General features: G+C 73.0%; 12 protein-coding genes. 5 read left to right on the top strand and 7 right to left on the bottom strand.

Going from position 1 to position 13,323, the window contains the following annotated elements; all coding sequences use genetic code 11:
- The first annotated feature begins 54 nt into the window (after positions 1-54).
- Together ACQPZG_RS30435 and ACQPZG_RS30430 are read left to right on the top strand one after the other, a co-directional pair.
- Positions 55-1,386 carry a glycosyltransferase 87 family protein gene (locus ACQPZG_RS30435; RefSeq protein ID WP_433548897.1) on the top strand — a complete coding sequence of 444 codons (1,332 nt, stop codon included), beginning with the start codon at positions 55-57 and terminating at the stop codon, positions 1,384-1,386.
- Between the two features lie 82 nt (positions 1,387-1,468).
- Positions 1,469-2,893 (top strand): PP2C family protein-serine/threonine phosphatase, encoded by a 1,425-nt coding sequence (locus ACQPZG_RS30430; RefSeq protein WP_433548896.1) that lies wholly within the window; start codon positions 1,469-1,471, stop codon positions 2,891-2,893.
- A gap of 63 nt (positions 2,894-2,956) precedes the next feature.
- On the opposite strand, the gene ACQPZG_RS30425 is transcribed toward ACQPZG_RS30430, so the two are convergent.
- A complete protein-coding gene (locus ACQPZG_RS30425; protein ID WP_433548895.1) occupies positions 2,957-4,444 on the bottom strand; it encodes a DNA-binding protein NsdB in 1,488 nt (495 codons plus the stop codon).
- A 234-nt stretch (positions 4,445-4,678) separates the two neighbouring features.
- On the opposite strand from ACQPZG_RS30425, the gene ACQPZG_RS30420 reads away from it, so the two are divergent.
- From ACQPZG_RS30420 to ACQPZG_RS30410, 3 genes are all read left to right on the top strand, one after another.
- Complete coding sequence (locus ACQPZG_RS30420) at positions 4,679-5,794, top strand: aminoglycoside phosphotransferase family protein (RefSeq protein ID WP_433548894.1); 1,116 nt, start codon at positions 4,679-4,681, stop codon at positions 5,792-5,794.
- 291 nt (positions 5,795-6,085) lie between these two features.
- Positions 6,086-6,349 (top strand): GlsB/YeaQ/YmgE family stress response membrane protein, encoded by a 264-nt coding sequence (locus ACQPZG_RS30415; protein ID WP_433548893.1) that lies wholly within the window; start codon positions 6,086-6,088, stop codon positions 6,347-6,349.
- Between the two features lie 261 nt (positions 6,350-6,610).
- A complete protein-coding gene (locus ACQPZG_RS30410; protein ID WP_433548892.1) occupies positions 6,611-8,536 on the top strand; it encodes an N-acetylmuramoyl-L-alanine amidase in 1,926 nt (641 codons plus the stop codon).
- Here ACQPZG_RS30410 and ACQPZG_RS30405 read toward each other — a convergent pair.
- From ACQPZG_RS30405 to ACQPZG_RS30380, 6 genes are all read right to left on the bottom strand, one after another.
- Entirely contained in the window at positions 8,533-9,030 is a 498-nt protein-coding gene (locus ACQPZG_RS30405) for a hypothetical protein (RefSeq protein ID WP_433548891.1), read from the bottom strand. The two genes, ACQPZG_RS30410 and ACQPZG_RS30405, sit on opposite strands and share 4 nt — an antisense overlap.
- A gap of 147 nt (positions 9,031-9,177) precedes the next feature.
- Complete coding sequence (locus tag ACQPZG_RS30400) at positions 9,178-9,696, bottom strand: mycothiol transferase (RefSeq protein WP_433548890.1); 519 nt, start codon at positions 9,694-9,696, stop codon at positions 9,178-9,180.
- A gap of 58 nt (positions 9,697-9,754) precedes the next feature.
- Positions 9,755-9,991, bottom strand: a complete 237-nt coding sequence (locus tag ACQPZG_RS30395) for a DUF397 domain-containing protein (protein ID WP_433548889.1) — start codon at positions 9,989-9,991, stop codon at positions 9,755-9,757.
- 93 nt (positions 9,992-10,084) lie between these two features.
- The gene (locus tag ACQPZG_RS30390; RefSeq protein WP_433548888.1) at positions 10,085-11,269 is read right to left on the bottom strand and encodes a thiolase domain-containing protein; all 1,185 of its coding nucleotides are present in this window, start codon (positions 11,267-11,269) and stop codon (positions 10,085-10,087) included.
- The gene (locus tag ACQPZG_RS30385; RefSeq protein ID WP_433548887.1) at positions 11,262-12,344 is read right to left on the bottom strand and encodes a thiolase domain-containing protein; all 1,083 of its coding nucleotides are present in this window, start codon (positions 12,342-12,344) and stop codon (positions 11,262-11,264) included. Before ACQPZG_RS30385 ends, ACQPZG_RS30390 begins: the two co-directional genes overlap by 8 nt.
- 1 nt (position 12,345) lies before the next feature.
- Complete coding sequence (locus ACQPZG_RS30380) at positions 12,346-13,323, bottom strand: Zn-ribbon domain-containing OB-fold protein (protein WP_433549607.1); 978 nt, start codon at positions 13,321-13,323, stop codon at positions 12,346-12,348.

Genomic DNA, 13,323 nt, shown 5'->3' with positions numbered 1-13,323 from the left:
CTCCCCTGATGACCTGGCGTTCTGCGGTCCGTCTCGCCCTCGTAGAGTGCACGGATGCTCCGCACCGGCCCGTTCGCCCGCCTCGCCGCCTCGCCCTGGACCCTGGTCGCCGTCTGGGCCCTGACCCGCCTGTGGCTCGTGTCTGCCGCGCTCAAGGTGCCCCCGCTGAACGGCGACGGCACGCTCGACCCTTCGGTCGACACGGTGTACCGGGGCTGGTTCGACGTCCTGGCGTCGGGCACGTTCCCCGCCCACGACGTGAGCTGGCAGTACCCGCCGGGGGCCGCCCTCCCGATCCTCGCGCCGGGGCTGCTGCCCTCCCTCGACTACGGCCACGCGTTCGTCCTGACGGCCGCCCTCACCGACGCCCTGGTGACGGCGGGGCTGCTGTGGCTGGCGGTGCGCAAGGGCCGTTCGCCGGCGGCGGCCTGGCTGTGGACCGTCGCGCTGGCCGTGCTGTCGACGATGCCGTGGAACCGCTTCGACCTCCAGGTGACCGCGGTGGCGATGGCGGCGCTCGTCGTCGCCGCCTCGTCACGCGCCTGGGCCGACCGGGCGTTCGGCGCACTGGTCGCCCTCGGCGCCCTGATCAAGGTGTGGCCCGCGCTGCTCCTCGTGGGTACCGGACGCGGCCGGCGCACCCGGCACTCGTGGCTGTCGGCCGCGCTCGCCGGGGCCGTGCTCCTGGCCGGGTTCGCGCTCGCCATGCCGCACGCCCTCTCCTTCCTCACCGCCCAGAAGTCCCGCGGCATCCAGATCGAGTCGGTGGGCGCGCTGCCGTTCCACGTGGCCCGGCACTTCGGGTGGACGGGGACGTGGAAGGCGAAGGACGGGTCGCACGAGTTCGTCGGTCCGTACGTGGAGACGGTGTCGCTGGTGATGCAGTGCCTGACCGTGCTGGCGCTGGGCTGGCTGTGGTACTGGCGCACCCGTCGCACTGTGCCGTCGCAGGGCGCGCCGTGGCTCCTCCCGGACGCCTCCCTGACCGCCGTACTGCTGTTCGTGGTGACGAGCCGGGTGATCAGCCCGCAGTACCTGGTGTGGCTGGTCGGTCTGGCCGCCGTCTGCCTGCTGTGGCGGGAGACCTCGCAGCGGCCCGTCGCATGGCTGATCCTGGCGGCCTGCGTCTTCACGACCCTCGGATTCCCTTTGCTGTACCGGGAGTTGCGGGACGACGCCGATCCGCTGGCCATCACCAACCTTTTCGTACGGGACCTGCTGCTGATCGCCGCAGCCGGTGTGTCCGCCGTACGGTTGTGGCGTGTGGGGCGGACGGGACGAGAGAAGTCGCCACCCGTCGGGGCCTTCGGCATATGCCGGATGCACCACCGGATCGAGTGTTGCCAAACGCCTTACGGCCCTCCGTCCGCTGTGCCAAAGTCTTAACGGTCGACTTCCCACGCCCACGTACGCGACGACCCGAAGACCCGACGGACCCCTTCCGGCCGCGCCTGTATCGGAGTACGCCATGCCGCCGTCCCTGTTCGCGGATCGCACCGCGCCGCAGCCTCCCGAGCGGGGCATGGTCGACGCGCTGATCACGCAGACCCGTCGGCTGCGCGGCGACGTGGACGCGGTCCGCCGGGACACCATGGTGGACGAGGAGGACGCCGAGGTGCGCTGGCAGCGCGCCCTGTGCGACCTGGCCGTCCACCAACTCGACGACCTCGGCGCCCACTTGGGACAGCTGAAGGACGGCCTGCCGTCCCTACCGGCGGCACGGGAGCCGTCCGCCGCCTCGTTCCCCGGTCCGGCGCCGGTCTCGCTGCTCACCCGGGTCGGCAGCGCGGAGTGGAACCTGCTCACCGACGAGGTCAGCTGGTCCGACGAGCTGTACGAGATTTTCGGTCGCGCGCCGGAGAGCGGCCCGCTGACCCTGGACGAGCTGCCGTCCATGCTGCTCGCCGAGGACCAGCACCTGCTCACCGCGATGGTCACGGACTGCCTGGTCGACGGCAAGCCCCTGGACGGCGAGTTCCGGATCGTACGGGCCGACGACGGCCAGGTCCGCACCCTGCACCTGATGGGCGAACCGGTCCTCGACGCCGACGGCTCGACAGCCTCGATGTGGGCCGTGCTGCGCGACGTGAGCACGCTGCGCCGCACCCAGCGCGCCGTACGGGAGAACCAGGACTCGCTCCAGCGCGAACGCCAGCTCGCCCAGGCCGAACGCAGGGTGGCCGTCCAACTGCAGGAGGCCGTCCTGCCGCCGTGGCGCGGCGCGGCACCGCTCCGGGCGGGCGGCGCGCTCGACCTCGCCGCCTACTACCTCCCCTCGGCCAGCGGCGAACTCGTCGGCGGCGACTGGTACGACGCGATGGAACTGTCCGGCGGGCGGTCACTGCTGACCGTCGGCGGACTCACCGGGCACGGCGTGCCCGCCACCTCCTCGATGGCGATGCTGCTCGGCGCTCTGCGCGGGCTCGCCCTCGCCGGGGTCCGCCCGGGTTCTCTGATGGGACACCTCAACCAGCTCCTCGAAACGTCCGCCGCGCAGCCTTCCCTGGGCAGCGCGGTCTGCTGCCAGTACGATCCGGGCACCCGCCTCCTCTCCTGGGCCCAGGCCGGCCACCCGGCGCCGCTGCTCTTCCGCGACGGCCGGGGCCGCCCGCTGGACCCGCCGCGCGGCGTACTGCTGGGTGCCACGCCCGGCGCCGTGTACGAGGAGGCCGAAGCGTCCCTGCGCAGGGGCGACCTGCTCGTCCTGCACACCGACGGGCTGTCCCGGCGCAGCAGCACGGACCACGAGAGCCGGGGCAGGCTGCTGTCCCTGGCCCCTCGCTTCGCCGACGCCCACAGCGCGCGCGAGTGCGTACGGCTGGTGCTGGAGGAGTTCGGCGAGACGGAACGCGAGGACGACGCCTGCGTACTGGTCGTCAGGATCGACGACTGACGACGGACGACCGACGCGGGCCGGGATGATCCGCAGGACGGTCCCGCGGGTGTCTTCGTGCGACTAGACGGTGGCGATGCCCTTGGCCCGCCCGCCCTCCTTCTTGGGCATCACCTGCTCCAGGTCGCGCCGCAGTTCTCCGATCGCCGGGTAGTCCGCGTAGTGCGCGGTGAGCCGGTACATGCTGCGCAGCCGGTCCCAGGTGCGGTGCGAGGACGTGTCGTTCATCGTTCGCAGCGCGAGCCGCGCGTACACGTCGGCCCGGTCCGGTTCGTTGCCCAGGAAGCAGGCCGAAGCCATCGAGATGTGGTCGAAGAGCTTGGACCGGTCGCGCCCCTCGGGGCGCAGTTCGAGTGCCAGCCTGGCATGGCGCTGGGCGAGCTTGGCGACCGACGGGTCGTGCTCGGCGAGGGTGCGGTAGGCGAGCGCCTGCATCCCGTGCAGGTCGGCTTCGTCGAACATCTGCATCCAGTTGGGCGCCGGCACGTCCCCGTCGTCGGACACGAACAGTTCCTCGGCCTCGCCGAGGGTCCGCCGCATCGCCTGCCCGTGCCCCATGGACGCCTGTGCCCAGGCTTCGATGGTGTGCAGCATGGCCCGGGTGCGCGGCAGGGTCTGGTCACCGGAGCCCGTCCTCGCCAGCTTCATCAGGTCCAGCGCCTCGTCGGGCCTGCCGAGGTGCACCATCTGCCGGGCGGCCCGTGACATGGCCTCCCCCGCGCGCGGCAGGTCTCCACCCTCCCGGGCGGCGTGCGCGGCGATGAGGAAGTACTTCTGTGCGGTGGGTTCCAGGCCCACGTCGTGCGACATCCAGCCCGCCAGCACGGCGAGGTTGGCGGCGACCCCCCACAGCCTGCGCTGGAGGTCGGCGGGCTGACGGTAGGTGAGCATGCCGCCCACCTCGTTGAGCTGTCCCACGACGGCCTTGCGCTGGAGGCCGCCGCCGCGGGCGGCGTCCCACTTGCGGAAGACCTCGACCGAGGTTTCCAGGGCCTCGACCTCTTCGGTGCCGATGGGGGCCGACTCGTAGCGGTCGAAGCCCGCGGGTTCGGCGTACAGGGGGTGAACTGGGGTGGCGGCGGTGGCCGGTTCGGTGTGGAGCCAGTCCTGCATGGCGCTGGTGAGGGCGGAGCCGGCGGCGAGCGCGGCGCCCGCGCCCACCAGGCCGCGTCGGTTGAGCATGAGGTCCATTCCCGTAAATTCCGAGAGGAGCTCGGCCAACTCTTCGGGCGTCAGAGGCTTCCCGAGGGGCACGTCCTGTTTCGCGGCGGCTCCTCGTCGTCCCGTGCGGCCAGTGCGAGTGAACCCGAGGTCCTCGATGGTCACGACACGGCCGAGCCGCTCGGTGAACAGAGCTTCCAGCACCCTGGGCACGGGATCACGGGGGGACTCCCCCATGTCGATCCAGCGTCGTACCCGCGAGGTGTCGGTGGCCAGTTGGGGATGGCCCATGGCCGCCGCCTTCCGGTTCACCATTCTCGCGAGTTCCCCCTTGGACCAGCCGGTGAGGCCGAACAGGTCGTTCAGGCGGGTGTTGGGTTCTCCGGTCACGTCAAGCCCCCAGGTTCTCGGCTGACTTGACACTAACCCGCGGCGATATGCGTCGCGACTATTCGCCAGGGTTCGCCAGGGTGCGCCAGATGGTGTGCCACCCGCGAACGGTGGTCAGGTAGGAAAGCGCCACCCCGGCCCGGCAGCCGGCTCGTACTCCCCAGGGTGCGGACCGGCGCCGGGACGGGGAGCGCCAAGGCAACTCGTCGGCGCACGAAGGGACCTGTACCGCCCATGTACACAGCATCGTCCTCCGTGTCCGCCCCGCCCCGGCCGCACCGTCCGCTCACGGCGGGCAGCGGCCCGTACCTCGACCCCCACCACGCCGCGGCAGCGGTCACCGGGCGGGCGCGGCGGGCGGCGGGCCCCGGAACCCAACCCCTCAGCGGGAGAATTGACTTGTCCGGCCCCCAGGGCGCGCAGCTGCGGACGGCCCTCGCCTCGGTGCACCGGATCTGCCCGGAGTTCCAGCCGGTGCAGGTGCTCCGGCGCAGCGGGCGTTCCGTACTGATCGTGGGTACGGTCGGACGCACGACCGCGGTCGCGAAGTGCCTGCTCGACCGCTCCGCCCAGTGGACCGAGCACTTCCGTCAGGAGATAGCCGCCTACCGCGCCTTCGTCCGGCACCGCCCGCCGGTGCGGGTTCCCCGGCTCATCGCCGCGGACCCCGACAACTGCACACTGGTGATCGAGCGGATGCCGGGCCGGGCGGCGGCCCTGACGCGGCATCCGGCCGAGGCTCCGCCGCGTGCCGACGTCCGGGCCGCCCTCGGCGCGATCGACCGGCTGAACCACTGGCGGCCACCGAGCGAGATGTTCGGCCGCCCCCTCAACTACGGCAAGCGGCTGACGGACTTCCACGCCCTGGGCCTGCTGACGGACCGGGACCTGGGTGACCTCCAGAAGCTGCTGCACGGCATCTCCCGGTCCTCGACGCCCTGGCAGTTCTGCCACGGTGACGCGCTGCTCTCCAACATCCTCCTGTCGCCGGCCGGTCCAGTGCTGGTCGACTGGGAAGAGGCGGGCTGGTATCTGCCCGGGTACGACCTGGCGACCCTCTGGATGGTCCTCGGCGACGCCTCCCCGGTCGCCCGTCGCCAGATCAGCCAGCTGGCGCAGGCCGCGGGCACCGCGGCCCGGGACGCCTTCCTGGTGAACCTGATGCTCGTCACCACGCGGGAGGTCCGCTCGTACGAGGCGAAGGTGCAGCGCACGATGCGCGAGGCGCCGTCGACGCCGTCCGGCACCGGTCTGGCGCCGGGTGAGGAGCAGCGGCTGGTGCTGCGGCGGCTGCACGACGACTGCGCGCTCGCCCGCCGGGCGGTGCGCGCGGCGGTGGGCACCCGCTGAGGGCGGGCGGCGTCCCGGCGGGCGGCGGGGAAGGGCGGAGGGCAGTGCCTGGGCGCGGGCACTGCCCTCCGCCCTTCCCCGTGTTCCCGGCCCGGTGCGCCTCCGCCTCCCGACCCTCCGGCCCCACGTAAGGCGGGACTTAGGGCCCGCGTGCGACGGGACCTTGGACCCTCTTTCGTCCCGAGTGCACCCATACGGGCCCTCTGTGGTGTTTGCTGCAGCGGGGCGGGGAAAGCAGGAAGGAGCCTCGGCCGACGCCGGGGCTCCTTTTCCTACGGAGGTTGCATCACAGTGGGCATCATCGCTTGGATCCTGATCGGACTGCTCGCCGGAGCCATCGCCAAGGCCCTGATGCCCGGCAAGGACCCGGGCGGCTGCCTGATCACCATGCTGATCGGCATCGTCGGCGGCCTGCTGGGCGGCTGGCTGGGCAAGGTCATCTTCGGGGTCGAGTCCATCGACGGGTTCTTCTCGCTCTCCACGTGGATCGCCGCGATCGTCGGTTCGGTCATCGTGCTGGTCGTCTACCGGTTGGTCACGGGCCGCAGGGCCTGACCGACCGCAGTGCCGGGCCCCGGCCTCCGCAGCCCTCTCGACAGGGCTGCGGAGGCCGGGGCCTTCGCATGGGCGCGTTCGCCCGATCGTGTGGTGTGCCACCGGGCGCTCCGGGGGCCGGGCAGACGGCAATCCGAGTGCTGCGGGGAGGAGTTGGCGATGCGGGACGGCCGGAATCGCCGGGCGGGTCCTGCGCGGCTCGGGGCGGCGTGCTGGGCATCATGAGCGGTTCCGCCGTACGACCCGTTCCCGGAGGACGCCTTGCATCTTTCCGCTGTCAGGTCGGGGGGCGTCGCGGCGTCCGCCGTGCTCCTGCTGTCCCTCCTGCCGCTCGTCCCGGCGTCCGCCGCGGCCCAGGGCCCGCCGACCGCCACCCTGCAACAGGACTTCGACGCTGCCGCCGCCCGGTACCGCGTGCCGCCGAGCGTGCTGCTGGGGGTCTCGTACCTCCAGTCCCGGTGGGACGCGCACGGCGGGGCGCCGAGCGTGACGGGCGGCTACGGGCCGATGCACCTCACCGACGGCCGCGCGCCGGGCGGTGACCGGGCCCGGCCCACCGAAGCGCCGGGGCCGGTGGAGCGGGCGTCCGCGCTCACTGGTCTGCCCGCGGAACGGCTGCGCAGCGATCCCGCGGCCAACGTGCGGGGCGGGGCCGCCCTGCTGGCGGCCGCACAGCGGGAGCTGGGCCGTCCGCCGAGCCCGGTTCCGGCGCACTGGTACGGGGCGGTGGCCCGCTTCTCCGGCGCCGACGACCCGGCGGCGGCGCGGGCGTACGCGGACGAGGTGTACGCGGTGATCCGGGCTGGTCAGCGCCGCATCACCGACAGCGGCGAGCAGGTGGTGCTCCCGGCGCGACCGGACGCCGTTCCTGCCCACCACGCCCCCGCTGTCGCCACCGGCCCCGGCGGTCCCGCTGCCGCCGTACGAGCGGGTACGCTCGCCGGAACGAGGACCGGCGAGCGCGCGGGGCCCGTCGAGTGCCCCGCGTCCGTGTCCTGCGAGTGGATCCCCGCCCCGTACGAGCAGTTCGGGGACCCCGAGAAGGGCGACTACGGCAACCACGACCTGGGCGACCGCGACCGGGAGGGCGGCATCGACTACATCGTCGTGCACAACACGGAGGGGTCCTGGAAGACCGCCGTCCGGCTCGTCCAGAAGCCGGACTACGTGTCCTGGCAGTACACGCTGCGCTCCGCCGACGGGCACATCGCCCAGCACGTACCGCTGAAGGACGTGGCCTGGCACGCGGGCAACTGGTACCTCAACGCGAAGTCGGTCGGGCTGGAGCACGAGGGTTTCCTCACCGACCCCGACGCCTGGTACACGGAGGCGATGTACCGGTCGTCGGCCCGTCTGGTGCGCCACCTGGCCGCGAAGTACGGCATCCCCCTGGACCGGCTGCACGTCGTCGGCCACGACAACGTCCCCGGCGCGACCCCGCAGGCGGTCCGGGGCATGCACACCGACCCCGGCCCGTACTGGGACTGGGCGCACTACTTCGAGCTGCTGGGCAGGCCCTTCGTCCCCACGGCGGGACCCGGCAGCGCCGTCGTCACCGTCCACCCGGACTACCGGACGCACCGCCCGCCGTACACGGGCTGCGGGAAGAAGCCGGCCGAACCGTGTCCCGGGCACGGGTCGGGCGCGGTCCGTCTGCACACCGCGCCGGACGCCGCCTCCCCGCTGGTCCAGGACATCGGCCTGCGTCCGGGCGGCGGCGCTTCGACGATCGGGGTCAACGACACGGGAGCGCGGGCCTCGACGGGCCAGAGCTTCGCGGTGGCGGAACGGAACGGCGACTGGACGGCCATCTGGTACCTGGGGCAGAAGGCCTGGTTCCGCAACCCTGCCGGCCGGCCGACCGCCGTTCCCACGAAGGCCCCGTTCCTCACTCCGCGCGAGGGCCTGGCGGAGGTCCCGGTGTACGGCAGGGCCTACCCGGAGGCGTCCGCGTACCCGGCCGGCGTTCCGCTCCAGCCGGTGGTGCCGCTGCCGTACCGGATCGGGGCCGGACAGCGGTACGTGGTCGGGAAGCGCACGCCGGGCGAGTACTTCCACGCCTCGGAGTACGGGAAGCCGGGCCGGGTGGTCCGCGGCGAGGACGTCTACTACGCGATCCAGTACGGTCACCGGATCGGGTACGTGAAGGCGTCCGACGTCACCGTGTCCGGCGGGGCGGCGTCCTAGCCCTGGAACATCTCCGCGGGCAGCGGCTTGAGCAGCGTGTACAGGTCGCCGGTGATCGGGCGGTCCCAACTGGCGATCGTGACCAGGACGTTGTCGCTGCGGTCGAACTGCACGCAGGAGATCCGGCTCTCGGAGAGCTTGAGGCGGCACACGATCAGCAGGTTGTCCCCCTGCATGACCGGGTCCTCCTCGGTGGAGACGACCTGCACCTCCTCGTCGTTCTCCAGCGCCAGGAGCAGTTGCGCGACCTCGAAGGGAACCTGGCCCTCGGTGAGTTCGCGGGCCGGGGAGCCCTCGGGGAGGTTTCCGATGATCATCGCGGGACCGCGGCCGCCGAACAGGTCGTACCGGAGGAAGACGCCCTGGCAGCTGCCGTCGGGGGCGGGCAGCAGCCCGGCACCGAGGTTGCCCGGCCAGTCGCCCGGGTCCATGGCGAGAACGTCGAATTCCGGGCCCGCGGGCGTGGCGGAGGGGCGGCGGCGGAGGAAGGACATGCCGACATGGTACGTGGCCGGGGCGGGCCGCCGGAAAGCGGAGGGCGCGACGGCGCGGGCGGCCGGAGGCGGCCGCCACGCGCCGCCGTCCCCGCCCGTGCACGACGGCCCGCCCTCGCCCGGCCCGGGGCACGGCCGGATGCCGGCTCAGTCCGGGGCGCCGCTCCGCAGCACTCCGCGTACGTATGCGGCCTGGCCCGCGTGCTGGAGGTCGTCGGCGAGGACACTGACCAGCCGTACGCCGAGCGTCACCGGCGGGTTCCACGCCTTGTCGACGACCCGTTCGAGGTCGTCGTCGCCGGTCGACGCCACGAAGTCGAGGGTGCGGGCGTGCACGGCGTCGTAGTAGCCGAGCAGGTCGGCGGCCGCCTTCACGCGTACGGCGGCCATCTGCTCGGCCGTGTGCCCGTACCCGATGTCATCGGTTTCCAGGGGCAGGCCGAACCGGTCGGCCCAGCCCTCCCCCGTCCACACCTGCGTGCGTCCGGCGACCTCCGCCACGTGGTCGTCCTGCACGCGGGTGAGGTGCCAGACGAGCCACCCGGCGGTGTTGGCGCCGGGCCACGGCTGCCGGGAGAGTTCCTCCGCCGTCAGCCCGTCGACGGCCTCGTGGACCGCTTCACGGACCCTTCCGAATCCTTCGGCGAGCACGTCACGGGTACGCATGGGGACCTCCGTACGGTATGCGGTTCTTCGTCCGGTTCGGACTCCCACGCATACCCGATCAGGTCAGGTCGAATGCACCGTTGCGCGCATTGAGCACAAATGCCCGCCATTCCGCCGGGTTGAAGATCAACGACGGAGTGCCGGGGCTCGACGCGCTGCGCATCGCGATGAACCCCTCCACGAAGGCGATCTGCACGTCGTCGGCCCCCCTGCCGCCCGGCTGCCAGTCGGCCCCGCTCAGGTCGAGTTCCGGCTTGGTCCCGCCCACCGGCCCGTGCTGTGTGCTCGTCGCCACGTCGCGCTCCTCCCGGTTCGTCGTCGTCCCCGGGCCACAGTAGCGAGCGCACCGGTCCACGGACAGGCCCTGTCGTCGGCCCGACGCGGTGCGTCAGCCCTCGGGTTCCTCCGCGCCCACGACCCACATGGCGAAGAACTGGGACCCGCCCCCGTACGCGTGTCCGAGCGCGGTGCGTGCCCCGTCCACCTGGTGTTCTCCTGCCCGGCCGCGCACCTGGAGGGCCGCCTCGGCGAAGCGGATCATCCCGGAGGCGCCGATGGGGTTGGCGGACAGGACGCCGCCGGAGGGGTTGACGGGGAGGTCGCCGTCGAGCTCGGTGACGCCGGACTCGGTGAGTTTCCACCCCTCGCCCTCCGCGGCGAAGCCCAGGTTCTCCAGCCACATGGGTTCGTACCAGGAGAACGGGACGTAGATCTCGGCCACGTCGATCTGACGGCGCGGGTCGGTGATCCGGGCCTGGTGGTAGACGTCGGCCGCACAGTCCTTTCCGGCCTGCGGGGAGACGAAGTCCTTGCCCGCGAAGAGGGTGGGCTCGCTGCGCATCGCGCCGCCGTGCACCCAGGCCGGCGGGTGCGGGGAGCGGGCGGCGCCGGCGCGGCCGGTGAGGACCATGGCGCACGCGCCGTCGGAGGAGGGGCAGGTCTCGGAGTAGCGGATCGGGTCCCAGAGCATGGGGGCGGCTCGCACCTTCTCCAGGGTGAGGCCGGGGTCCCTCAGGTGTGCGCAGGGGTTCCTGAGCGCGTTGCGGCGGTCCTTGTACGCGACGAGGGCGCCGACGGTGTCGGGGGCGCCGGTGCGGCGCATGTACGCGCGGATGTGCGGGGCGAAGAAGCCTCCCGCGCCGGCCAGCAGGGGCTGCTGGAAGGGGACGGGCAGGGAGAGGCCCCACATGGCGTTGGACTCGGACTGCTTCTCGAAGGCGAGGGCGAGGACCGTGGTGTGGACCCGGGCGGCGACGAGGTCGGCGGCGACGAGCGCGGTCGATCCGCCGACGGAGCCGGCGGTGTGGACGCGGAGCATGGGCTTGCCGACGGCGCCGAGCGCGTCCGCGAGGTAGAGCTCCGGCATCATCACGCCCTCGAAGAAGTCGGGGGCCTTGCCGATGACGACGGCGTCGATGTCCTGCCAGGTCAGCTGGGCCTCATCGAGAGCGCGTACGGCCGCCTCGCGGACCAGGCCCGCGATCGACACGTCGTGGCGGGCGGAGACGTGCTGGGTCTGCCCGATCCCGACGACCGCGACGGGCTCCTTGCCGGTGCTGCGGCGCTCACGCACGGGTCTCCCCCTCCAGGACGGCCACGAGGTTCTGTTGCAGGCACGGACCCGACGTGGCGTGGGCGAGTGCCCGGTCGGAATCGCCCCGGTGGATGCGGGCCGCCGCCTCGCCGAGCCGGATCAGCCCGGCGGCCATGACGGGGTTGGCGGCGAGCGGGCCGCCGGACGGGTTGATCCGTACCCCGTCGCCCAGCCGCAGCGCCTTGCGCAGCACGACCTCCTGGGAGGTGAAGGGCGCGTGCAACTCCGCCGTGTCCAGGGGGTGTTCGTAGGCCCCGGCACGCTCGGCCGCCAGCCGCGCGGAGGGTGCGTCGGTGAGGTCGCGTACGCCCAGGCCGTGCGCCTCGATGCGGTGGTCCATGCCGCGGATCCAGGCGGGGCGGGCGCACAGCTCGCGGGCCCTGCTCCCCGCCGCGAGGATCACGGCGGCGGCCCCGTCGCCGACGGGCGGGCAGTCGCCGACGCGGAGGGGGTGCACGAGGGGGTCACCGTGCGGGACGTCACCGCGCAGCTGCGCGTACGGGTTGGCCGCGGCGTCGCGGCGGCTGCGGACGGCGACCTCGGCGAGCGCGCGTTCGTCCGTGTCGCCGGCGTCGATCAGCGCCTGCGCCTGGAGTGCGGCCAGGGCGACGGAGTCCGGCCAAAGCGGGGCGAGGTAGTAGGGGTCGAGCTGACGGGTCAGCACGTCGCGGAGCTCACCGGGCGAGGACTTGCCGTAGCCGTACACGAGCGCGGTGTCCGCCTCCCCGGTGAGGATCTTCACCCACGCCTCGTACAGCGCCCAGGCCGCGTCCGTCTCCACATGGGACTCCGCGATCGGCGGCCAGGCGCCGACGCCGTCCAGGGCCATGGTGAAGGAGAACGCGCGCCCCGCGAGGTAGTCGCTGGAGCCTGAGCACGTGAAACCGATGTCGCTGGTCCGCAGCCCGGTGTCGGCCAGAACCCGGTGCAGGACGGGCATCAGCATCTCGACCTCGGAGAGGTCGTCGGTGCGGCGGCGGTGGGCGGTCTGGGCGAACGCGACGATCGCTACGTCGCGGGCCGGCCGCGGGCGGGCCGCTCCGGGCGGCGGCATGTCAGATCAGCTCCTTGTACGCGTCGTAGGGGGCGTCGGGCTCTCCGGTGGGCCGGTAGTGGTCGGGGTGGCGGGCGTGCTCCGTCCATACGGGTTCGACGCGCAGGCCCATGCGGACCCGGTCGTGGGGGATGCCCGCGATCCGGCCGTGCAGCGGGAGGTCGGCGCCGTCCAGCGCGATGTGGGCGTAGACGTACGGCACTTCGATGTCGAGGTTCTTCGCCTTGATGTTGACGAGGCAGAAGGTGGTGACGGTGCCGCGGGGGCCGACCTCGACCCGTTCGGCGGTGGCGACGCCGCAGGTGGGGCAGGCGCCGCGGGGCGGGACGTACACCTTGCGGCAGGAGGGGCAGCGCTCGGCGACGGTCCGGCGGCCGGCGAGGGCGACGAGGTGGTCGGTCTGGGCACGGCCCGGGGCGTAGGTGTAGTCGAGGCGGGCGGGGGCGGTGAGGAGGGTGGTCATGTCCGCGAACCGTCCGGTGTGCGGCGTGGGGCGGTGGGTGTCCGTGCTCTCGTACGGTTCGAAGCAGGCGATGTCGGTGAGGGCGCCGGTACGTTCCCGCGCCCAGCGGACGCGCACCCGCATCCCGGTGCGGACCCGGTCGGGGGCCGGGGCGTCGAGGACGTGCAGGAGGGCAGTGTCGGCGCCGTCGAGTCGGACGAGGACCCAGGCGAAGGGGGTGGCGAGGGGCTGGTGGGGGCGCGGCTGCGGGTTCCACGCCCAGGTGGTGACCGTGCCGGTGGGTGCGACTTCGACGAGGTCGCCGATCTCCTCGGCGGTGACGGGGTCGTACTCGGTGGGCGGCACGAGCACCCGGCCCGCGGTGGTCCGGACGCCGAGGACGGTGCGGTGGGCGAGCCCGGAGAGGAACGCGGACTGGACGGGTCCGAGGGAGCGGGTGAAGGGAAATTCGAGGGTGAAGGCGGCACGGAGGGCGGGTGTGGGCGCGGGGCCGGACGCGGTGGGCGGGGTCGGCAC

The organism is Streptomyces sp. CA-294286 (assembly GCF_050947155.1).
Taxonomy (GTDB): domain Bacteria; phylum Actinomycetota; class Actinomycetes; order Streptomycetales; family Streptomycetaceae; genus Streptomyces.
Note: the sequence above shows the minus strand (reverse complement) of the source record. Positions and strands in the feature narration are given on the sequence as shown.

What these genes read in the sequence shown, in the direction of transcription:
- ACQPZG_RS30400 (WP_433548890.1), bottom strand. Translation starts at nt 9,696, where the DNA reads ATGCGTACCCGTGACGTGCTCGCCGAAGGATTCGGAAGGGTCCGTGAA.
- ACQPZG_RS30385 (WP_433548887.1), bottom strand. Translation starts at nt 12,344, where the DNA reads ATGCCGCCGCCCGGAGCGGCCCGCCCGCGGCCGGCCCGCGACGTAGCG.
- ACQPZG_RS30430 (WP_433548896.1), top strand. Translation starts at nt 1,469, where the DNA reads ATGCCGCCGTCCCTGTTCGCGGATCGCACCGCGCCGCAGCCTCCCGAG.
- ACQPZG_RS30420 (WP_433548894.1), top strand. Translation starts at nt 4,679, where the DNA reads ATGTACACAGCATCGTCCTCCGTGTCCGCCCCGCCCCGGCCGCACCGT.
- ACQPZG_RS30405 (WP_433548891.1), bottom strand. Translation starts at nt 9,030, where the DNA reads ATGTCCTTCCTCCGCCGCCGCCCCTCCGCCACGCCCGCGGGCCCGGAA.
- ACQPZG_RS30435 (WP_433548897.1), top strand. Translation starts at nt 55, where the DNA reads ATGCTCCGCACCGGCCCGTTCGCCCGCCTCGCCGCCTCGCCCTGGACC.